This window comes from Pseudoalteromonas sp. SWN29 (assembly GCF_015864465.1).
Taxonomy (GTDB): Bacteria; Pseudomonadota; Gammaproteobacteria; order Enterobacterales; family Alteromonadaceae; genus Pseudoalteromonas.
The window spans coordinates 103,934-124,763 of the sequence record NZ_JADYXE010000007.1 but is presented as its reverse complement, the minus strand read 5'-3'; the positions used below and the strand labels follow the sequence as shown (position 1 = coordinate 124,763).

General features: G+C 40.4%; 19 protein-coding genes. 8 read left to right on the top strand and 11 right to left on the bottom strand.

The genetic code is table 11. The features are described from left to right. The first annotated feature begins 269 nt into the window (after nt 1–269). Nucleotides 270–1,559: an aromatic amino acid transport family protein gene (locus tag I6F53_RS04425; protein WP_197176318.1), complete on the top strand. Its 1,290-nt coding sequence runs from the start codon at nt 270–272 to the stop codon at nt 1,557–1,559. A 106-nt stretch (nt 1,560–1,665) separates the two neighbouring features. Here the strand turns inward: I6F53_RS04425 and speD are convergent, their stop codons facing one another. The 9 genes from speD to I6F53_RS20570 form a co-directional block, all read right to left on the bottom strand. Next, nucleotides 1,666–2,478 carry an adenosylmethionine decarboxylase gene (speD, locus tag I6F53_RS04420; protein ID WP_024593800.1) on the bottom strand — a complete coding sequence of 271 codons (813 nt, stop codon included), beginning with the start codon at nt 2,476–2,478 and terminating at the stop codon, nt 1,666–1,668. 88 nt (nt 2,479–2,566) lie between these two features. Next, on the bottom strand, nt 2,567–2,980 hold the full coding sequence (locus I6F53_RS04415; protein WP_024600073.1) for an OsmC family protein: 414 nt from the start codon (nt 2,978–2,980) through the stop codon (nt 2,567–2,569). Nucleotides 2,981–3,065: 85 nt separating this feature from the next. Further along, entirely contained in the window at nt 3,066–3,413 is a 348-nt protein-coding gene (locus I6F53_RS04410; protein ID WP_024593801.1) for a DUF3802 family protein, read from the bottom strand. Between the two features lie 125 nt (nt 3,414–3,538). After that, nucleotides 3,539–5,008 (bottom strand): succinylglutamate-semialdehyde dehydrogenase, encoded by a 1,470-nt coding sequence (gene astD, locus I6F53_RS04405; RefSeq protein ID WP_197238624.1) that lies wholly within the window; start codon nt 5,006–5,008, stop codon nt 3,539–3,541. Nucleotides 5,009–5,023: 15 nt separating this feature from the next. Then, entirely contained in the window at nt 5,024–6,040 is a 1,017-nt protein-coding gene (gene astA / locus I6F53_RS04400; RefSeq protein WP_197238623.1) for an arginine N-succinyltransferase, read from the bottom strand. 85 nt (nt 6,041–6,125) lie between these two features. After that, nucleotides 6,126–7,331: an aspartate aminotransferase family protein gene (locus I6F53_RS04395; protein WP_197180123.1), complete on the bottom strand. Its 1,206-nt coding sequence runs from the start codon at nt 7,329–7,331 to the stop codon at nt 6,126–6,128. Between the two features lie 379 nt (nt 7,332–7,710). Next, complete coding sequence (locus I6F53_RS04390) at nt 7,711–8,871, bottom strand: HDOD domain-containing protein (RefSeq protein ID WP_197238621.1); 1,161 nt, start codon at nt 8,869–8,871, stop codon at nt 7,711–7,713. A 43-nt stretch (nt 8,872–8,914) separates the two neighbouring features. After that, nucleotides 8,915–9,496 carry an anthranilate synthase component II gene (locus I6F53_RS04385; RefSeq protein WP_197238620.1) on the bottom strand — a complete coding sequence of 194 codons (582 nt, stop codon included), beginning with the start codon at nt 9,494–9,496 and terminating at the stop codon, nt 8,915–8,917. A gap of 103 nt (nt 9,497–9,599) precedes the next feature. Further along, nucleotides 9,600–11,873: a putative bifunctional diguanylate cyclase/phosphodiesterase gene (locus I6F53_RS20570; protein WP_166420089.1), complete on the bottom strand. Its 2,274-nt coding sequence runs from the start codon at nt 11,871–11,873 to the stop codon at nt 9,600–9,602. A gap of 450 nt (nt 11,874–12,323) precedes the next feature. On the opposite strand from I6F53_RS20570, the gene I6F53_RS04375 reads away from it, so the two are divergent. Continuing rightward, nucleotides 12,324–13,235: a LysR family transcriptional regulator gene (locus I6F53_RS04375; protein WP_166420090.1), complete on the top strand. Its 912-nt coding sequence runs from the start codon at nt 12,324–12,326 to the stop codon at nt 13,233–13,235. Nucleotides 13,236–13,363: 128 nt separating this feature from the next. Further along, nucleotides 13,364–13,609 carry a YdcH family protein gene (locus I6F53_RS04370; protein ID WP_166420091.1) on the top strand — a complete coding sequence of 82 codons (246 nt, stop codon included), beginning with the start codon at nt 13,364–13,366 and terminating at the stop codon, nt 13,607–13,609. Nucleotides 13,610–13,667: 58 nt separating this feature from the next. Here the strand turns inward: I6F53_RS04370 and I6F53_RS04365 are convergent, their stop codons facing one another. Both I6F53_RS04365 and I6F53_RS04360 read right to left on the bottom strand, forming a co-directional pair. Beyond that, the gene (locus I6F53_RS04365) at nt 13,668–14,024 is read right to left on the bottom strand and encodes a putative quinol monooxygenase (protein WP_197180115.1); all 357 of its coding nucleotides are present in this window, start codon (nt 14,022–14,024) and stop codon (nt 13,668–13,670) included. Next, on the bottom strand, nt 14,024–14,854 hold the full coding sequence (locus tag I6F53_RS04360) for an SDR family NAD(P)-dependent oxidoreductase (protein WP_197238619.1): 831 nt from the start codon (nt 14,852–14,854) through the stop codon (nt 14,024–14,026). Before I6F53_RS04360 ends, I6F53_RS04365 begins: the two co-directional genes overlap by 1 nt. Nucleotides 14,855–15,121: 267 nt before the next feature. Between I6F53_RS04360 and galE the strand changes: the two genes are divergently transcribed. The 5 genes from galE to I6F53_RS04335 are packed head-to-tail and all read left to right on the top strand — an operon-like array spanning nt 15,122 to nt 20,715. After that, the gene (gene galE, locus I6F53_RS04355) at nt 15,122–16,135 is read left to right on the top strand and encodes a UDP-glucose 4-epimerase GalE (RefSeq protein ID WP_197238618.1); all 1,014 of its coding nucleotides are present in this window, start codon (nt 15,122–15,124) and stop codon (nt 16,133–16,135) included. Nucleotide 16,136: 1 nt separating this feature from the next. Further along, nucleotides 16,137–17,201: a UDP-glucose--hexose-1-phosphate uridylyltransferase gene (locus I6F53_RS04350; protein ID WP_197238616.1), complete on the top strand. Its 1,065-nt coding sequence runs from the start codon at nt 16,137–16,139 to the stop codon at nt 17,199–17,201. After that, nucleotides 17,191–18,339 carry a galactokinase gene (galK, locus tag I6F53_RS04345; protein WP_197238615.1) on the top strand — a complete coding sequence of 383 codons (1,149 nt, stop codon included), beginning with the start codon at nt 17,191–17,193 and terminating at the stop codon, nt 18,337–18,339. The genes I6F53_RS04350 and galK overlap by 11 nt, the downstream gene beginning before the upstream one ends. Nucleotides 18,340–18,358: 19 nt before the next feature. Continuing rightward, nucleotides 18,359–19,363, top strand: a complete 1,005-nt coding sequence (locus I6F53_RS04340) for a Gfo/Idh/MocA family protein (protein WP_197238613.1) — start codon at nt 18,359–18,361, stop codon at nt 19,361–19,363. A gap of 29 nt (nt 19,364–19,392) precedes the next feature. After that, the gene (locus I6F53_RS04335; RefSeq protein ID WP_197238612.1) at nt 19,393–20,715 is read left to right on the top strand and encodes an alpha/beta hydrolase family protein; all 1,323 of its coding nucleotides are present in this window, start codon (nt 19,393–19,395) and stop codon (nt 20,713–20,715) included. Nucleotides 20,716–20,830 lie beyond the last annotated feature (115 nt).

Genomic DNA, 20,830 nt, shown 5'->3' with positions numbered 1-20,830 from the left:
TGTGAAGAATCAAACTGAATACCAGCCTCAAGCTATTTAAAGAAAGCTTGAGGCTGGTTAGAAGAGATGGTATCTACAGTAAATTGTAATGTGGTGTTGCCATTCAAGGGGTTTGCTCACTTTTACACCGCTGTTTAGTATTCATGACACTTGTCCTCCTATTGGGTCTAATTAATTAGTCTACAAACACCCTCAAAACATGAAATTTTTAACTAAAAACTATACCCTTCGGCGCAGTTATTATTTAAATAATGGATGAACACACACACATGACAACATCTCAAGATGCAACGCTTTCAAATGCATCAACAAACACACACACTAATTCAAGCAAAAATTCAAACACAAAAACTAAATGGAACCTGCACGATACGCAGTGGACGTTAAGTTTATTTGGTACCGCCGTTGGCGCGGGTATTTTATTTTTGCCTATTAACATTGGTATTGGCGGTTTTTGGCCGTTAATTATTATGGCGTGTTTAGCGTTCCCAATGACCTTTTTTGCTCACCGTGGACTAGCACGATTTGTACTGTCGTCAAAAAATAAAGATGCCGATTTTACCGACGTAGTTGAAGAACACTTTGGTGTGACTGCGGGTCGATTAATTTCCTTGTTGTACTTTTTATCTATATTCCCAATTTTGCTTATTTACGGTGTGGGCTTAACCAATACTGTTGATAGTTTTATGGTTAATCAAATGGGGATGGAATCACCTTCTCGCGTGCTACTTTCAGGTGTATTAGTTGCAGGTATGATTAGCTTAATGATGGGCGGCGAGCGCTTGATGCTACGTGCCTTTGCTATTTTAGTGTATCCGCTTGTGGGCATATTGTTGTTTTTATCGCTTTATTTAATCCCTAGCTGGCAGATGCCAGATATGACAGTGCCTGAAATGGGCAGCTTTGGTAAAACGCTGTGGTTGTCGATTCCTATAATTGTGTTTTCGTTTAGTCACGCAGCGGCTATTTCTAGCTTTGTAAACGTGCAACGTGGTCATTATGGCGAACAAGCTACACGTAAGTCTGAGGCGATTTTAAAGCGTACTAGCTTGCTACTTATTACCTTTGTACTGTTATTTGTGTTCTCTTGCGTGCTGTCGCTTACAGGCGAGCAAATGGCGGCGGCTAAAGCAGCTAACGTGTCGGTTTTATCCTACCTTGCTAATATTACTGACAACTCATTTATTGCCACACTTGGGCCGCTTGTTGCTTTTATTGCTATTACGTCGTCGTTTTTGGGTCACTTTTTAGGTGCACGCGAAAGCTTTACAGGTTTAGTAACTAAGCAAACAAGCTTAAGCGCAAAAGCTACCGATAAAATTGGTGTGTTAATCATGTTTTTAGCTATTTGGTTTTGTGCTGTTAAAAACCCAAGTATTTTAGATATGATGGATCAGTTATCGGGCCCTATCATTGCGATGATTTTATTTATTATGCCAATGATTGCGGTTTATAAAGTACCTGCACTTAATAAATACCGAAATCGCTTTAGCACGCTATTTATATTAGCGGTTGGCTCACTTGCTGTATTTGCACTTTTATACAGCATGCTTAAGTAACCTTTTATTAATAATTTAAAAGCCCAGCTAAGCTAATTAGTTGGGCTTTTTTAGACATAAAAAAATGGCGCTCACTGAGCGCCATTTTTAGTTTAATTCGTTGCTATTATTCTGTATCTGGCAGGTTACGGCCATAGAATATTTCTTGCATTTCGCGAGTCAGTTTTGAGCGAATTTGTTCTTCTTCGCCCTCTGATAAGTCTGCTGTCGAAATACCGAATAAGTACGTGTTTAAATCGGTTTCTTTTAACATCATTTTGGTGTGAAACAGGTTTTCTTGATACACGTTCACGTCCATCATTTGGTACGCTTCTTTTGTATCTTCTGTCATGAAGTTTTGAATCGAGCTAATCGCGTGATCAATGTAGTGTTTAACACCGTTTATGTCGCGGGTAAAACCACGAACGCGGTAGTCAATAGTTACTACATCTGACTCAAGGCTATGAATTAAGAAGTTTAACGCTTTAAGTGGCGAAATAATGCCACAAGTAGACACTTCAATATCAGCACGGAATGTACAAATACCATCATCAGGGTGAGCTTCTGGGTATGTGTGTACACAAATGTGACTTTTATCTAGGTGCGCAACAACTGAATCAGGTAATGGGCCTGGTGCTTCGTCAGCATCGTAATTTTGCTGCTCTTCTACTGGTTCTTCTGAAACCAAAATAGTGACACTTGCGCCTTGCGGTTCATAATCTTGGCGCGCTACATTTAAAATGTTAGCACCAATAATATCAACAACTTCACCTAAAATGTCGGTTAGTCTATCTGCACTGTACTGCTCATCGATATATTCAATATATTCTTTACGTTGTTGCTCGGTCTTTGCGTAACAAATATCATAAATACTAAAGCTTAAACTTTTGGTTAAATTGTTAAAGCCATGAAGTTTAAGTTTATCGAAGGGTTTGTTCATAATAAACCAACCTATAAATTAGTGGGTTCTGCACCTGCAGAATGAAAAGTTCGCGGATTTTATACGAATTTTCCTCGTGGAAAAAGCGTTATTTTGCTTGTTCTTGCACAACTTCGTGGCTATGCGTAATTTCTACTGTTTTATCAAGCATTAATGCAACCGAGCAATACTTTTCAGCAGAGAGTGAAACTGCACGTGCAAGGTGTTTTTCAGACACATTATTGCCTTTAACAACAAAGTGTAAGTTAATTTTAGTAAACACACGGGGGGCTGTTTCAGCGCGCTCTGCACTTAGTTGCACCTGCACATCAGAAAAATCTTGTTTAGCTTTTTTTAAAATACTAACCACATCAACTGATGAACAACAGCCAACTGACATTAAAACCATTTCCATTGGGCTTGGTGCTGCACTATCGCTGCCGCCATCAAACACAACATTGTGGTTAGAATTAGAACGACCAATGAATGTATCGCCTTCAACCCATTTTACATTTGCTTGCATTGTTATATCTCAAAAAATATTTTCTTGATTGTAAGCAAGTTAGCCGTAGTTGCAAATGAAAATACAACGCAGGGCTATAAAATGGCTAAGATTGTTGCGTTAAAGCGCTATCAAAGAGGTTTTTTACTAAACCTGCAAATTCATCTATAAAGGCATGCTGTTCAGCCGTAACAGGCTGTGAGGTGATGCTACTGAGGACTTCTTCTAAATCGTAAACTATGCCGTCAACTTCGCGTACAATTTGACTACGCTGCTCTGTGTTGAGATTTGTGTGCTGCTCGCAAATAAGCATCACATTTTGTGCAATAACGTCTTCGATTAATTCCATGACTGTTGGGGCACCTGGTTTTATTTCGCCTGGCTTCTCAAACAATGCTAAATTTTGAGTTAGATACATGATCAAATCATCGTACCCTTGCCTATCTAAAACCATTTTTGTACCACCTTTGTATAATTAATTATTTTGATTTAAGCAGAAAGCGCTGCTGATTACTAGCCTTGTACGATAGCAATACAAAAAAAGCAGCCGAAGCTGCTTTTTTAGTGATTAAGTACTGCTTAATCTATTTTTAAGCCTGGGCTTAATGTTGCTGGCATCGCTACTTTTTCAAGCTCTACTGAAGCTACAGGGTATGCACAGTAGTCGGCTGCGTAATATGCGCTTGCTCTGTGATTGCCCGATGCGCCAATACCACCAAATGGTGCTGCGCTTGATGCGCCAGTAATTGGGCGGTTCCAGTTAACAATACCGGCACGAATACGACGTAAAAAGTGGTCGTAATCTGCTGCACTATCACTTAATAAACCAGCCGATAAACCAAAGGTTGTATCGTTTGCTTTATCAATGGCTTGATCAAAGTCATCAAAGCGGAATACTTTTAAAAGTGGTCCAAAATGCTCTTCGTCTGGGAAGTCATTAATATTTGTACACTCAATAATACCTGGTGTTACAAAGCCGGTATTGGCTGTGTGCTCAAGCTCTACTAATACTTGACCGCCAAGCTCAACAAGCTCGTTTTGCGCTTTAACCATGCCCGCTGCTGCAGCTGATGAGATCATAGAGCCCATAAATGGCTGGTCTGCATCGTCATAGTTACCTACTTTAATCGCTTTAGTTGCTGTGATTAAACGCTCCAGTATCACATCGCCTTTGCTACCTGTTGGTAAAAATAGTTTACGTGCACACGTACAACGCTGACCACTTGAGATAAACGCAGATTGAATAATATCGTGAACAACCGCTTTAGTGTCTTCAACGTCAGTAATAATAAGTGGGTTATTACCACCCATTTCTAATGCTAAAATTTTACCAGGTTGACCCGCAAACTGTTCATGTAAAATATGACCAGTACGAGAAGACCCCGTGAAGAACAAGCCATCAATACCTTTGTGAGCAGCAAGGGCTTTACCCGTTTCTACTTCACCTTGTACAAGGTTAATGACACCTGCTGGTAAACCTGCTTTTTCCCATAGCTTAAGTGTAAGCTCTGCAACTTTAGGAGTAAGCTCAGACGGTTTAAATACCACTGTGTTACCTGCTAAAAGCGCTGGCACAATGTGGCCATTAGGTAAGTGACCCGGAAAGTTATACGGACCAAATACAGCTACAACACCATGTGGCTTATGACGGATCATTGCACGGCCAAGTGGCATTGCGTTTTCTACGTCGCCAGTGCGCTCTAAAAATGCTTTTTCAGAAATGGCAATTTTACCAACCATAGCACCCGCTTCTGTGCGAGTTTCCCACAGTGGCTTACCGGTTTCTTGTGCAATAGTAATAGCTAGCTCTTCGCTGTTTTCTTTTAATTGCGCAGCGAAAGCTTTAATTATTTCCAAGCGCTCAGTAAAGCTTTTATCAGCCCATGCATAAAACGCTTCGCGCGCTGAATTTACTGCGGTGTCTACTTGCGCCGCAGTTGCCGATGAAGCCTGCCAAATAACGTCGTTATTTGCTGGGTTTACTGAATTAAATTCTGTGCCTTGGCCTGCTGACCATTGACCATTTATAAATTGTGCAGGATGAGTCATATACTTTCTCCTAAATTAAATCGTGGTTGCACTAACAATATCGCCAGCTTGCAAATGCAATGCATCTGCTATTTCTTGCGATAAAATAAGGCTTTTTGCGCGCTCGTCGAATGTCATTGGTGTAACGGTTGCTCTGAAATCTTCAAGCTTTTCGTTTGCTAGTAACACCATGGTGTCGCCAGTCATTTCGCCAATTTCAACGTTAAAGTCGTTAGCATTACGAATTGTTGCAATGTTATCTACTTTTGCTTCAACCGTTGGGCCGCCGTCAAAAATATCTACGTAGCCATTAAACGTAAAGCCTTCGCTTTTTAATAATTCAATTGCTGGGCGTGTGTTGTCGTGTACTTTACCTATTACGGCTTGCGCATCTTTACTAAGCAAGTTTACGTAAATTGGGTATTTAGGCATTAGTTCTGCGATGAATACCTTTTGGCCAATACCTGTTAGGTAATCGGCTGTTGGAAAATCCATTGAGAAAAAGTGCTCTTCAAGCCACTGCCAAAAAGGGCTACTGCCATTTTCGTCAGACACGCCACGCATTTCTGCGATCACTGTTTGTGCAAAACGCTCTTGATGCTGTTTTATAAACATAAAACGCGCTTTTGAAAGTAGCTTACCGTTACAATTTTTACGATAGCCATCTTTTAAAAACAATGTGCAAAGCTCTGTCGCACCTGTGTAGTCGTTACATAGCGTTAAAATATCAACGGCTTTGTATACGTCTAATGTACGCGAAGAGTGAATCACTTTACTTAAGTGATAATGATAAAATGCATCATCAAGCCCTACCGCCGCTTCAATTGCAGATGTTCCTACAACTTCACCGGTTTCGCTATCTTCAAGAACAAACAGGTAGCCTTCGTCACCAGGTTGTGACGTTTGTTTAGCAAATGAGCTTACTGAATGGTCGATCTTCTTTTGTAATAGCTCTTCGTTTAAAGGCAAAGACGTAAAACCATGCCCAGATTCGTGGGCAATTTTCAGTAATGCTGAATAATCATTTTGCTGGATTGGGCGAAGGATCATCATGAGTCCGCTTGCTCCCTTATAAATAACGGTAAATAGGAATTGCAGGGCAAGCAGTGCTTGCCCTTAATTGGTTGGCTTAGATAGCTTATGCGTTTACTACGCTTGCTACTGCTTTTTCAAAGCGTGCCATACCTTCGCGAATGTCCGCTTCAGGAATTACTAAAGATGGAGTGAAACGTACTACGTCTGCACCAGCAACTAATGACATAAGACCTTGCTCAGTCCCTGCCACTAAAAACTCTTTTGCACGACCTTTGTATTGCTCGCTTACTACTGCACCAATTAATAAACCTTGGCCACGGATTTCACTAAATACGTTGTATTTTTCGTTAACCGCATTAAGTAGCTCAGTAAATAATGCTGCTTTAGCTTTTACGCCAGCAAGTACTTCAGGTGTATTTACTGTATCGAATGCAGCTTCTGCAACGGCACACGCTAATGGGTTACCGCCATAAGTAGAACCATGAGTACCTACTTTAAGGTGCTGTGCAATCTCAGTTGTTGTGATCATAGCGCCAATTGGGAAACCGCCGCCAAGTGCTTTAGCTGAAGTTAAAATATCAGGTACTACGTTTAAGCCTTGGTATGCGTATAAATCGCCAGTACGGCCAACACCTGTTTGTACTTCATCAAAAATAAGCAGTGCGTTGTGTTTAGTACATAAATCGCGAACGCCTTGAGCAAACTCATCTGTCGGTGAAATGATTCCGCCTTCGCCTTGAAGTGGTTCCATCATTACGGCACATGTATTGTCGCTAATAAGTGCTTCAAAAGCAGCTAGGTCGTTGTAATCACAATGTACAATGTCGCCAGGCTTAGGACCAAAACCATCTGAGTAAGCCGCTTGGCCGCCAACAGTTACGGTAAAGAATGTACGACCGTGGAAACCTTTGTTGAACGCGATGATTTGTGATTTTTCTGCGCCAAATTGATCAAGTGCAAAACGACGCGCTAGTTTAAGCGCTGCTTCGTTTGCTTCTGCGCCTGAGTTGGCAAAGTAAACTTTTTCGGCAAATGTAGCATCAACCATTTTTTTAGCTAGGCGAAGTGCCGGCTCATTGGTCATTACATTTGATAGATGCCAGATTTTTTCGCCTTGCTCTTTTAATGCACCTACTAATGCAGGGTGGCAATGGCCAAGACAGTTAACAGCAATACCACCAGCAAAGTCGATAAACTCTCGGCCTTCTTGATCCCATACGCGAGAGCCTTCGCCTCGAACTGGGATTACGCTTGAAGGTGCATAGTTAGGTACCATTACTTGATCAAATAATTCGCGATTGACTGTCATTTTATTTCCTCTTAATTGTGAGCAACACAAAACATCAAAATAGGTGTTTGGTTAATATTTGTAACCAACTTTATAGGCAAGATCAGTAACCTGATAATTGCGCAAAATTGCTTTGTGGTTCAATTTTCAGACGCACATTATTTCAGAATTACTTATATCTGTCTCGTTAAAAACTTTCATGTATCCCTTTAAAATAAAGGGCTAAAGATATTATTTCATAGATAGTGAATAACTATTTGCATAGCTATTTATGCTTATTTTTAGACAACTAACCGCATGAGCACCAAGGCGCGCACGCTTTAATCGGCAAATATGCAATATAACAATAGAGTGAGAATGAATGGTTAGTCGCAAAAAAATTAACAAAAAATTCAGATTTTTAGTCAATTTGAATAGCTAAATTGGTAAAATTACTCGATTGGAGGGTTTTTAGTTCCGTTTTAGTGAACTTAAAGTGCGAAAACCAGCTTAGAGTTTCATCGGGCTCAATAAGTTGATGCTCTTTTAAATTAAGATATTGAGAGTAACAACGTGCTTTTAGCATTACCTCTGTTAACGGCAGTAATGTATCGCCTTTATCTACCCCATTTACCAACTGCTGCATTACACCTTTAAACGGTAAATATTTAAAAGCCATTTTGTCTATTACCTTAGCGCTTACTTCTATCGATTTATTACAAAGCAACGTGGTTAAAAATAATGGATCGGGCTTTAGTTCTAATAATGCGGTGTGTAAGTTTTTTTGGTTTTCATTTCGGGCTAGTTGTACTTTGCGTTGCCATACTTGCTCAAACGTTTTTAAGTACAAGCGCACTAATGCAACTCGCCCTACATCTAAAAGCATTCCAAGGGTAAATGCATGTACGTCATTCACATTATTAATTTGTGCAATTTTTTGCGCGGCAATGGCATTTGCCATTGCACTGTCACGTAGCCGGCGTTTTAAAAGTGAAAAAGGTTCGGTGCTATGTGGCATCCAATGACGTACGGCAAATGTAGGTATAACTAGCTGTAAGTTATCAAGGCCAATATAACGAAGGGCTCGCGACGGTTTATCTACTTTTACAGATGTGTTTTTACTACGCTGATTACGGTAGTAAGGTAAATTAACGAGCGTTACTAACTCTCTACCCAACCAGCCTATGTCATTCACCAATGGTTCTAAACGCCCTACCGACGCCGACTTTACAGCTAATATATCGAGTATGTTGGCAATGCCATCTTCAATACCTATGGTGCTATGAATTACGCCATCTATATCTTCGAGCTGCTTATATATAGCAGTTTCAATTGTTTTGTGTAATTGCTCACTCGCTTGAGCGCGGTACTTATGATGTGCAGTACTGCTTTGCTGACGCTTATTTTGCGCGGCCACTTCAACCTGAAGCAAGGTGCGCTGCTTCATGGGTTCGCCGTAATCTATATCTAATGTATGAATGAAACCAATTTGCTGGTGCGCAAAGCTATGCCCAAGCAATAAATCATGAGCTCGTTGGCTTAGTATTTTGGCAGTGCGCTGCTGGGCTACAAGTTCGGTCATGTCATCCATTAATAAAGTATTAAATGCTTTGTGTATTATAACATTAGAAGCGAGTTAAAAAGTTATCAAGCAGTTCTAAGCCTTGATCAGTTAAAATAGCTTCGGGATGAAACTGCACACCTTCGATAGCGAGTTCATTGTGTAACAACCCCATAATTTCGTCAAACTCGCCTTGCTCAGTTTGAGTCCATGCGGTTACTTCAAGCTCTTTAGGCAGTGTTTGCGCTTTAACCACTAAAGAATGATAACGACACACAGTTAACGGGTTAGCTAAACCTTTAAACACCCCTTTATTAGTATGCATTATAGGAGATGTTTTACCGTGCATTACTTTTTTAGCACGAATTACATCGCCTCCTAAGGCTTGCGCAATAGTTTGATGCCCCAAGCAAATCCCCAAAATAGGATACTGCCCTTTTAGCTGCTCAACAACATTTAACGAAATCCCCGCTTCGTTAGGCGTACATGGCCCTGGCGACAACACAATGTGCTGCGGGTTTAACTGTTTTATTTGTGCAATGCTTAGCTCGTCATTACGCTTTACTAACACGTCTTGATCTAATCGCTGAAAATATTGCACCAAGTTGTAAGTAAACGAATCGTAGTTATCGATCATTAACAGCATTACACAACAAACCTTATAAATTATTGACCACGACTTTACACAAGTGGTGCTAAGCGCTGCATTCTACCACTATTAATTAGCCAACATAAATTAGCAAAAAGCGTTAAAAATTAACTCCTTTAGCTAAAAAGGCTTCAAAGTCTTTGGCGGGTATTGGCTTACTCAGTAAATAGCCTTGTATTTGATCGCATTCATAGTCACTTAACTGTTGTAGTTGCTCAACTTCCTCTACGCCTTCGGCAATAATATCGAGCCCTAAGTTTTTAGCTAATTGGCAAATACTTAATACTAATGCTTGGTCACGGGTGTCGGTTACCATATTGCGTATAAAAGACTGATCAATTTTTAATTTATTCACCGGAAAACGCTGTAAATAACCCAGTGATGAATACCCAGTACCAAAATCGTCAATCGATAAGCTAATACCTAATTCGCTTAATTCACGTAGTACGCTAATACCAAATTCTTCATCGTCCATAATAGCGGTTTCAGTTATTTCAAGCTCAATTAACTCAGCCGGCACAGCAAAGTGCGCTAGGCGGTCTTTAATACTTTGCACAAAATACTGCTGAGTAAATTGCCTAGCCGATATGTTTATTGCTAAACGTATATTTAAGTTTTGTTGATGCCATTTTTTAGCTTGCTCAAACGCAGTATCGAGTATCCACTCCCCTAGCGGTAGTATAAAACCGCTATGCTCTGCAATAGGAATAAACTGCGCAGGAGATATAAATTCACCATTATCAAACCAGCGAATTAAACACTCACAGCTGTCTATTTGTTGTGTCTTTATTTGCATTTTAGGCTGAAAGTAAAGCTCAAATTGCTGCTTTTCGATTGCTGTTTCAAGGCGTCTGGCAATATATATTTTACGTGCATGCTTAGCACCGCTTTCACTATCAAAATGAGCAAATGGTACATTACGCTTTACAGCCTCTTCTAGCGCTATATTTGCATGCAGTAGTAGCTCATTATAATTATTACTGGTAGGAAAGCGCGTTACACCACAATTAAAACCCATGCGCATTTCGCCAAAAGGGGTTGATATAGCTTGGCTTAAACGACTTTGAACTCCGCTGAGTAAATCATCTATAGTGATTGAACAGTCTTGCGCGGTATAAACAACCACAAAGTTGGCATCTGCAATATGGTAAATAGTCAGCTTATTTGTACTATTTAAACGCTTAGAGAAATCACGCGCACTTTTAGATAAATGCTTAGCAAATGCATTTATACACTCGTTTGCACCGGTTAACCCATATTGCTCTAATAGTAATTTAAAGTGATTTACATCAATCAGCATTAAGCTGAAAGGTTGCTCTAAAGTAATAAGCTCATTGGTGTAGCTTTCTAAGCTAGCCTGATTAGGTACTTTTGAATACGGATGATGAAATGCTAAATACTCAAGTGAACGTTCGGCTTCGAACTGCTCAGTTACATCACGTATGTGCACATCAAAGGCATCTATTTCTTGTAGCCAATGTATTTGATAGGTGAGGTAATGGTTGTCCAACTGAGTATAAAAGCGCTTTACAAAGCTCGATGTTTGCTTAGCCTCAAGTAGTTGTTGCTCTATATTACGGCTCAATAATGCAATGGGTGTGCTGTTTTTATCTGCTACATACTCTTTATGCATCGCGATAGCCGCAGGGTTGCAATAATTGAGCTTTAAGTCTGCGCTTAAACTAACAATGGGGTTTGGATTGCGCGTAGGAAATAGCGCTAAACGCTCATTATGGGCGCTGAGTTTAATAAACTTTGATGCGTATCTGCCTGTATATATACTTACAAATATTAAAAATAATGAAAATACAATGACCACTTGTACTGTAGTTTGTAAGTCAGTTTCGGTTTCAAGGTAACCTTCTTTAACGCCTAACGATATTTGCGATTCAACTACTTTTAATATGTGGACCAATTTAACCTGTAATGCTGTTAACTGCTCCAACTGCTGCCTTGCTAAATCCCAAGCAACACTGGGCCCCGATAAATTATTATGTAACTCTAAAGCAAGGCTCAATCCACCTTTTAGTGGCTCAGCTAACTTTTGCTGTAGCTGCGCTTCTTTATTGTTTGCATCAATGGCGTTGAGCAGTAATAGCAGCTCGGCATGATTATTTAAAAAGTGAGTTAGGTATAACTGCTGATCGTTCGTTGCGTAATATTCATAAAGTAATCGTTCTTGCTTAACAATAAGTGTTTCTACAAATCGAATATCGCGAAGCGAAGGGATTTGCTGCTCCATAAGCTTAGATGAGGTATTTTTTATTGAATTGGCCTGTAAGTAAACAATGGCAGATACCACAATACCTACGATTACTACCCCAAGGTAAAATTGACGCGCTTTACTGGCAAACTTATTATTGAAGATTTTCATGTCAATTTTGCAACGACCTCATAATTATTAACAACAAATATAAAAACGTAATTATATACAATTAAAGTGGATACTGTTGTTTATATTTTGCTATATAAAAGGATCGATTTTGAAGGGGGTTTGTAAATAAAAAGTGTGATAAAAATAGTGACTAATTAAACGATCAGTCTTGTTATTTAATTATTATACGCTTATCCAATATTCTTTATTACTTGGCCACTTGTTAAATTGATATGTACTTTAGCTGCATCGACAAACGTAAAGCCTTGTTAAGCGGCTACAAATTCTTCAGCACCACCAAAACCATGAACACTCATTGCTTTTATGAGCGTTACCCCTACTAGCCGTTTATAAATAATCTATAATGAGGTTTTATTGTAGCTTTGCCTTTAATAAATGATAATAAGGCTAAATACACAGTCAGTTTCAACATAATACTGGGAATAAAGTATGAATAACGACCACCTGGCTTTGTTTGTACGCATTGCTAATACATATAATATAAGCCTTGCAGGAAGAGAGCTTGATTTATCACCAGCAGTCGCTAGTGCATATATTAGTAAGCTTGAGGAAAACTTAGGAGTACGCCTTATTCATCGTACTACACGTAAGGTGTCGCTGACCGAAGAAGGTGAGGCATTTTTACCTCATGCACAAGAAGTGTTAGCAACGCTTGAAACTGCCCGTGCGTCTGTAGGTGCAGGAAGTTTAGTACCACAAGGTACATTACGTATCACGGCTCCTGCTTCATTTGGACGCATGCATATAGTTCCTGCATTAAAAAGCTTTATGCAAGAATACCCAGGATTGACTATCGATTGTCGCTTTAGCGATACCATTGTTGATTTAGTAGAAGGCGGTTTTGATATTGCAATTCGCGATGCGGCACTTAAAGATTCAAATCTAATTGCTCGTAAACTGGCATCAGATAACCGTATTGTATGCGCATCACCTGAATACATAGCTAAAAACGGCTTGCCTAAAACGCCACAAGACTTAGTTAATCATCAAACGATTAACTTAGCCAGTGTAGAAAGTTGGGCTTTTAAATCAGGTAAAGACACTCTTAATATTAAAACCAAAGGCGCACTTCGTTTTGATAACGGCGAAGCGGTTCGTGATGCATGTGTACAAGGGTTAGGTATTACTATTAGTTCTAATTGGTGTAGCTATAAATGTTTAGAGGATGGCAGCCTAATAGAAGTGTTAAAAGACTTCCCGCTGGTAGCTAATGCCGATATTTGGGCTGTATATCCAAGCAATAGATTATTAGCTCCTAAGGTGCGTGCGTTTATCGATCATTTTATTGCTTACTTTGGTGAAGTCCCTTATTGGGAAAAAGCAGCAACTGCTAAAAAGTAAAAGCGGTTGTTTGCGCTATATCAAATTAAGTTGCCAATGGTTGATTTATGATTGTTTAAACCCCAGTGTATTATATGAAGGCAGTAATTCACTTAAACAACTCATTTATATCCTACTAAGGAGCAAATATGTTAGGCGAAGACCACTCACTCACAAATGACTTTCCAGAGTATTTAAATACCATTGCCAAGCTAAATGAAAGCGATACTGAGTTTGCAAAAAAAGCAGATAAGTACGATAAGCTAGACAAAGAAATTAGAATGTTAGAACTTAAAGATGCGCCAATTAGCGACGAGCAAATGCATCTATTAAAACACGACCGATCAGAGTTAAAAGATTGGCTGTATGAGCACTTACAACAAGCTACACAATAAGCAAAAAAAAGAGCTCACTGATGAGGTGAGCTCTTTAGATCAACAATGGGTATTTTCTCTAAAACTTTACAAAGCCACCCACTGGTTTCATAAATACTGTGCTTGGGCCTGCAAAAGCTTGCGCAAACTCTTCTGATAATTGACTAAATACCGTTACTTTATCCATATCAACTACGCTTAAAAATAATGGCCCACTTTTGGCCCAACCAGCAAGATGTGTTTTAGCTGCGTCTTCATTTTGGTAGCGCTCGTAAATGTGCACACTGCGTTTATCTTCACTTACTGTCCACTCATATATTAAAGTCCCAGCTTCACTTTTAGCCGAAGCAATTAGTTGTGCCATTACCAGTAAAAACTCGTCATATTTACCTTCTTTAATTTGGCCTTGTACAGTCCACGTAACGTGATTTTTCATTATGCTTTACCTAGTTTAAGTTGCGTTAAAATACTGTTTAACGTGTCTACTAGCTGTTGGTTTTTAACATTATTAAGTGCATCAACATGAGGAGGTGCAAAGCGTCCTGTATCGTTATCAAAATACAGGCCTGCGGCATCTTTAAATTCATCATTAAGCGCTGCGCGACAAAAAATATCTGCGCCAATTTTTAAATCGCCGCCATCTATGCCGTAAGCGTCTTTTACCATTTTACTACCCAGTAATGATTTAGGGTTTACCGATACAACTAATGGCCCACTATCTTTAAGCTCCAGTCCTAAATGACGCGACCACATAGTAATAGCCAATTTACTTTGTGCATAAGCCGCACTATCTGAAAGTTCAATGTTACCTACTAGCGCATCTAGGTTAACGCTTGATTGCGCAGCTGATGACACACTAACCACTCGAGAATCACGGCCAAGAACAGGTAATAATAGTTTTGTAAGAAGATAAGGTGCAATCGTGTTTACAACAAAGCGAGCATCAAGACCATCAACCGTTGTAATATCAGCTAATTGATAAACGCCTGCATTATTAATCAGTACGTCGAGCTGCTTATTATTTTCGGCCAAGTCGGCTATTACTGTTTGTGCCAATACCTGTACTTGGCTCATATCGCTTAAGTCAGCAATATAGGTATGTGTACTTCCACTTGGGTATTGCTCGGTTAAAGCTATTTGTAGCGCGCTGAGTTTTGCTTGGCTGCGGCCATGCAATAATACAGTGTGACCTTGTGCTAATAACATTTTAGCGGTTTCAAGCCCAATGCCATCGGTAGCACCGGTAAGTAATATTGTTTTGTTCATGTTGATCTCCCCTTACTTTATTTTCGCTATGTTAGCACCCCAACTTACTGCTGATAATTAGGCCAATAGTTGAATCAGTTTATAGAATTAATTGATAAAGCTAAGCCTATGTTAGTTAATGTAAAAATATTACTTTAAAAGGCAGATGAGTATTTAAGCTGAATGTTTTTTATGCTTTTATTTGAATTACCCAACAATCATAACTATTGTTTTTAAACCACCTTAATAGTAGTATTTATCATATAAATACACTTTTCGAGAAAACACATGAAAGTTTTAGTTACTGGCGGCATGGGTTACATAGGTAGCCACACATGTATTGCATTGCATGAAGCGGGCATTACACCTGTTATTTACGATAATTTGTCTAATGCTAGCCCTCGCGTACTTGACCAACTCGAAAAGATTACTGGTACTCGATTTGAGTTTATCTTGGGTGATATTCAAGACGAACAACAATTTAAGCTTGCTCTAAAACATACTCAAGCTAAGGCTGTATTTCACTTTGCTGCTTTAAAAGCCGTTGGCGAATCAACTGAGCAACCACTGCGTTATTATCAAAATAATGTGTCGGGTACATTAAGTATGTTACAAAGCATGCAAGAAGCCGATGTTAACCACATTATATTTAGCTCATCAGCTACTGTGTACGGCGAGCCAGACTACCTCCCTATTGACGAAAAGCACCCTGTACGCGCAACTAATCCTTATGGTTGGACTAAAGTCATGGTTGAACAAGCCATGCAAGACGTATGTAATGCCAATAGTCAATTTATGGGCATAGCACTGCGTTACTTTAACCCCGTAGGTGCGCACCCAAGTGGTTTATTAGGTGAAAGCCCTAATGGTATTCCTAATAACTTAATGCCATTTATTGCTCAAACGGCGGTAGGTAAACGCGACGTGGTTAATATTTTTGGTGACGACTACGACACTGAAGATGGCACGGGCGTACGTGACTATATTCACGTTTTAGATTTAGCTAAAGGCCATGTGGCGGCATTTATGCAGCATAAAACAGATACCGCCTTTCATGCTTACAACCTAGGCACAGGCCAAGGTTATTCAGTGCTTGATATGATTAAGGCATTTAGCGCATCAGCTGGTAAAAATATTCCGTATAAGAGTGCACCGCGCCGTGCAGGCGATATTGCCTGTAACTACGCCGATGCCACAAAAGCGCAAAACACACTTAACTGGCACGCAGAACTAACACTTAGCGACATGACCAACGATACATGGCGCTGGCAAACTAATTACCCAAGTGGGTTGGAGAGTTAACATGGCTTTATTAGAAAGTACTCACAGACGTAAAAACCCGCTAACGGGGCGTTGGGTATTAGTATCACCGCATCGTAATAACCGCCCATGGTTAGGCGCAACAGAAGCCGTTAATGAAAACGTATTACCAAAACATGATGAAAGCTGCCCACTTTGCCCAAGCAATACCCGTGCAAATGGCGACAGTAACCCTGATTACAAATACACACACGTATTTAGAAATGACTTTGGCGCATTAACACCTAATGCCAGCGAGCAATTACAAAGCTTAGAATCAGACAGCGATTTATTTATTGCCGACGAAGCCAGCGGAGAATGCCGCGTAATTTGTTTTTCTCCAGAGCATAATAAAACACTACCAGAGCTTAGCCAAAACGCATTGCACGAAGTAGTAAAAACCTGGAAACAAAATTACACAGAGCTTGCACAGCAGTACGAATGTGTGCAGGTGTTTGAAAATAAAGGCGAGATCATGGGGTGCTCGCAACCTCATCCTCACGGCCAAGTATGGGCTCACTCGCACTTATCAACCGAAATTGAAGCCGAAGATACGCAGCAGCTCGCCTATTATAAAAAACATGGCAGCGCAATGCTTGCCGATTACGTGCAAAAAGAGCAAACAGATAAAACCCGCGTAGTATTTGAAAACGAACATTGGCTTGTTGTGGTGCCATTTTGGGCAGCGTGGCCGTTTGAAACAATGATCGTAACTAAAGATAACATTCAAAACTTTAGCCAGCTAAACGATGCGCAAACAGACTCTTTAGCACAAGCACTTAAAGTATTAACCACTAAATACGACAACGTATTTAATTGTAGCTTCCCGTATTCTATGGGATGGCACAATGCACCGGCTAATCGAGGCTCAGATGAGCAACATTGGCGCTTGCATGCCCATTTTTATCCGCCGCTACTTCGCTCAGCTACCGTGAAAAAACACATGGTTGGCTACGAAATGCTAGGCGAAAGCCAGCGCGATTTAAGCGCAGAAACCGCCGCTTCTATTTTACAAGCAGCCAGTACCAAACACTATAAAGATACAGCAGGACACACAAATGAAGCTTAACGAATTCCAACAACAATTTTTGTCACTGTATGACGTGCCTGCTCAAGGTATTGCAGCCGCTCCAGGGCGTGTAAATCTAATTGGCGAATTTACCGATTACAACGACGGTTTTGTTTTACCGTGTTCGTTAGAGTTTCGGACCCAAATAATGTTTAAGGAGCGCGACGATAACATTATCACTGTGCATTCTTTAAATTACCCAGGCGAAAAAGACAGCTTTAGTGTTGATGAAGCAATCACTGAAGGCCAATCGCAATGGGGTAACTATATTCGTGCCGTGTCATTTGTATTAAAGCGTGCGGGCCATACTTTACGCGGCGCCGATTTACTTATCGACAGTAACTTACCGCAAGGCAGTGGCTTGTCGTCATCGGCAGCACTAGAAGTTGCTGTTGGCGGTATGTTTAACCATATTGCACAGCTTGGTTTAAGCGAAGAAAAAATTGCACTGCTAGGCCAAGAAGCCGAAAACGACTTTATGCATTGCCAATGCGGCATTATGGATCAGCTTATTTCAGCTAAAGGCGAAAACGGTCATGCGCTATTAATCGACTGTGAAAACCTCGCAACTAAATCAGTAAAAGTACCGGATGATTTAAATATTGTTATTGTTAACTCTAACTACCCACGTAAATTGGTAGATAGCGAATACAACCAGCGCCGTATTGATTGCGAACAAGCAGCTGTAAAAATGGGTGTAAAAACACTTCGCCAAGCAACCATGAATGGCCTGCAAGCAGTAAAAGCAACATTAAGCGAAAACGAATATAAACGTGCACACCACGTAATTAGCGAAAACGACCGTGTAATTGCAGCAACTACTGCACTACAAAATAATGATATGGATACACTTCGCACGCTAATGGCTGCATCGCACCAATCACTTAAACACGACTTTGAAGTAACCGTACCTGCAACCGATGGCCTAGTAGAAATTTGTAAAGAAGCGATGGGCGATCGCGGTGCAGTTCGTATGACGGGTGGCGGCTTTGGTGGTGCTATTGTATGTTTATGTCGTGATGCAGAAGTGCCACTAATTAAAGCAGCGGTTGAGCAGCATTACTTTGAACGCTTTAACTTAAATGCCGATATTTACGTATGTTCAGCGGGTTCAGGGTTACAAATTACGTCTTTTTAAATAAAGTTAAGGAATAAGCATGGCAAAGGTTAATTGGGGAATTATTGGGTGTGGCAATATTGCTCACACCTTTGCTAAAAGCATTGCGCATTGCGCTGATGCTCAACTTATTGGCGCAGCATCAACGAGTACGCAGCGCGCTAAAGAGTTTGCCACGCACTATTCAATTAAAGGTTATGAGAGCTATCAAGCTCTTATGCAATGCCCAAATATTGATGCCATTTATATAGCTAATACCCACGAGCAACATTTTAAAGCCATAGCGCAATGCTTAACACACAATAAGCACGTGCTAAGCGAAAAACCAATTACCGTTAATGCTCAGCAGTTGCAAAACCTCACTGAGCTTGCCAAGCAACAAAACTGCTTTTTAATGGAAGGCGTTTGGATGCGTTTTTTACCGGCCATAGTAAAATTACAACAGCTCCTAAGTGAAGGTGTTATTGGTAATGTGCACAGTGTTAATGCCAACTTTAGTTTACCTGGCAGCTTTGCCGACACTCACCGCTTAATGAACCCTGCAACAGCAGGTGGCGCCCTGCTCGATTTAGGTATTTATCCTATTTCGATTGCCGATATGGTATTTAATAAAGCCCCAGAACACATCAAATCCTTTGTACACAAAAGCACAACCGGTGTTGATGAGCGAAGCACTGCTATAGTTGATTACGGTAACGGGCAATTTGCATCACTTACCAGCGCACTTCAGCAAAACGGCCCAACAGAAGCATGTATTAATGGTGAGCTTGGCTATATGCGTATTCCTGAATTTGTAGGCGCGCAATCTATAGAACTGCATATAAATGGCCAAGATCCGCAACACTTTGAATACGACTTTAGTGACGATGAAAACTTTAAGTTTGAAATTGCACATGTCACGCAGTGTATATTACAAAAACAAACCCAAAGCAGCGTATTACCACTGGGTACTAGCTTACGGGCTATGAACATAATGGGTACCTTGCGAGCACAATGGCAGCTGCAATATAGCAATGCTATTGAGTCGGCTGAACTGACTAATTAAAAAATAAAAATACACAACAAGGACACACAATGACACACACACTCAAAGCGCTTTCAAAAGCCATGTTACTTGCTACGTGCAGTTTATCTGCCAGTGCAGCCTTTGCTGAATCTAATAAACCAGAGCAGCTATATCCGCCAATCACTAGCGAAGTACTTCCAGAACTTGCGGCAAAAGGTAATTACAATGTGGGTGTGCAAACACTTGATTTAGTTAACCCCGCGCAATTTGATCCCGCTATACAAGGTCAAAAAGATCGCCCTTTAAAAGTAGAAGTATGGTATCCGGCTGCAAATACAGCAAAAGTGCCACTTACCAGCTACACCGATGAAACTCGCTCAGGTAAAGAATTTACTCTGCAAGCTGATGCTATGCGCGATGTAGCCATTAATAATAAAGAGCATTACCCTGTTATTGTGCTTTCGCACGGTTATACAGGCTATCGTACGATTATGTACTACCTAGGCGAGCATTTAGCGTCGCATGGTTACATTGTGGTAGCGATTGATCATACCGACTCAACCAATGCTGATGTTGATTTTAAAAACGCACCGTTTTCGGGCTTTTTTAGCACGCTTATAAATCGCTCACGCGATCAGCAGTTTGTTATTAATTACTTTAACGAGCAAAAAAACTTTGCAAGCAAGCAAGTAGATAACAAAAGCGCTGGCGTAATTGGTTACTCAATGGGTGGCTATGGCGCGGTAAATACCATTGGTGGTTGTTACGCTTTTAATGAGCAAACAACAGCAATGTTTACAGGTATGAAAGACCCAGCTCAAATTAAAAAAGTACAACAATTACTAAACAGCTGCGCTGGTGGGCAATACCAAAATCCAAGAGTAGACCCGCGTATAAAAGCGATGGTGGCCTTTGCACCGTGGGGCGGACAACATAATATATTTGACGCAAAAGCGATGAAAAATATTAAAGTACCGTCGCTTTATATAGCCGGTAGTTTAGATGACATATCAGGCTATGAAGGTATTAAAAGCCTTTATAACCAAACAGGCAGCGAAGATAAGTACATGCTGACTTACAAAAATGCACGCCATAATATTGCACCTCACCCAGCTCCGGCTATTGCACAAAGCAGCAGTGAATTAGATATAGGGCATTACTACGAGCCATCGTGGTCTATGCGCACACTAAACGAAATCAACAAACACTTTGTACTTGCCATGATGGATTGCCACGTAAAAGGTATCGCCAGCGAGTGTAAATACTTAGATTTACCACAAAACGGCGACCAAGCTGTTGTTGATGGTAAGCCGCTGCCACAGTGGCGCGGGTTTGATAATCGCTTTTCAACGGGTATGGATTGGCAACAAGCCAAACCACACACCAAGTAATAATAAGCTTTAAGCGGCTGTTTTAATCAATAGCCGCGTACGCCCTTAAAATAATGCCAAAACAAAACGCCTTTTATATAAAAGAGTTACCAGTAAATATTCGCGCGTTTGTTTT

Excerpts from the sequence above, each read along its gene's own strand:
- I6F53_RS04425 (WP_197176318.1), top strand. The coding sequence starts at position 270 with ATGACAACATCTCAAGATGCAACGCTTTCAAATGCATCAACAAACACA.
- speD (WP_024593800.1), bottom strand. The coding sequence starts at position 2,478 with ATGAACAAACCCTTCGATAAACTTAAACTTCATGGCTTTAACAATTTA.
- I6F53_RS04415 (WP_024600073.1), bottom strand. The coding sequence starts at position 2,980 with ATGCAAGCAAATGTAAAATGGGTTGAAGGCGATACATTCATTGGTCGT.
- I6F53_RS04410 (WP_024593801.1), bottom strand. The coding sequence starts at position 3,413 with ATGGTTTTAGATAGGCAAGGGTACGATGATTTGATCATGTATCTAACT.
- astD (WP_197238624.1), bottom strand. The coding sequence starts at position 5,008 with ATGACTCATCCTGCACAATTTATAAATGGTCAATGGTCAGCAGGCCAA.
- astA (WP_197238623.1), bottom strand. The coding sequence starts at position 6,040 with ATGATGATCCTTCGCCCAATCCAGCAAAATGATTATTCAGCATTACTG.
- I6F53_RS04395 (WP_197180123.1), bottom strand. The coding sequence starts at position 7,331 with ATGACAGTCAATCGCGAATTATTTGATCAAGTAATGGTACCTAACTAT.
- I6F53_RS04390 (WP_197238621.1), bottom strand. The coding sequence starts at position 8,871 with ATGACCGAACTTGTAGCCCAGCAGCGCACTGCCAAAATACTAAGCCAA.
- I6F53_RS04385 (WP_197238620.1), bottom strand. The coding sequence starts at position 9,496 with ATGCTGTTAATGATCGATAACTACGATTCGTTTACTTACAACTTGGTG.
- I6F53_RS20570 (WP_166420089.1), bottom strand. The coding sequence starts at position 11,873 with ATGAAAATCTTCAATAATAAGTTTGCCAGTAAAGCGCGTCAATTTTAC.
- I6F53_RS04375 (WP_166420090.1), top strand. The coding sequence starts at position 12,324 with ATGAATAACGACCACCTGGCTTTGTTTGTACGCATTGCTAATACATAT.
- I6F53_RS04370 (WP_166420091.1), top strand. The coding sequence starts at position 13,364 with ATGTTAGGCGAAGACCACTCACTCACAAATGACTTTCCAGAGTATTTA.
- I6F53_RS04365 (WP_197180115.1), bottom strand. The coding sequence starts at position 14,024 with ATGAAAAATCACGTTACGTGGACTGTACAAGGCCAAATTAAAGAAGGT.
- I6F53_RS04360 (WP_197238619.1), bottom strand. The coding sequence starts at position 14,854 with ATGAACAAAACAATATTACTTACCGGTGCTACCGATGGCATTGGGCTT.
- galE (WP_197238618.1), top strand. The coding sequence starts at position 15,122 with ATGAAAGTTTTAGTTACTGGCGGCATGGGTTACATAGGTAGCCACACA.
- I6F53_RS04350 (WP_197238616.1), top strand. The coding sequence starts at position 16,137 with ATGGCTTTATTAGAAAGTACTCACAGACGTAAAAACCCGCTAACGGGG.
- galK (WP_197238615.1), top strand. The coding sequence starts at position 17,191 with ATGAAGCTTAACGAATTCCAACAACAATTTTTGTCACTGTATGACGTG.
- I6F53_RS04340 (WP_197238613.1), top strand. The coding sequence starts at position 18,359 with ATGGCAAAGGTTAATTGGGGAATTATTGGGTGTGGCAATATTGCTCAC.
- I6F53_RS04335 (WP_197238612.1), top strand. The coding sequence starts at position 19,393 with ATGACACACACACTCAAAGCGCTTTCAAAAGCCATGTTACTTGCTACG.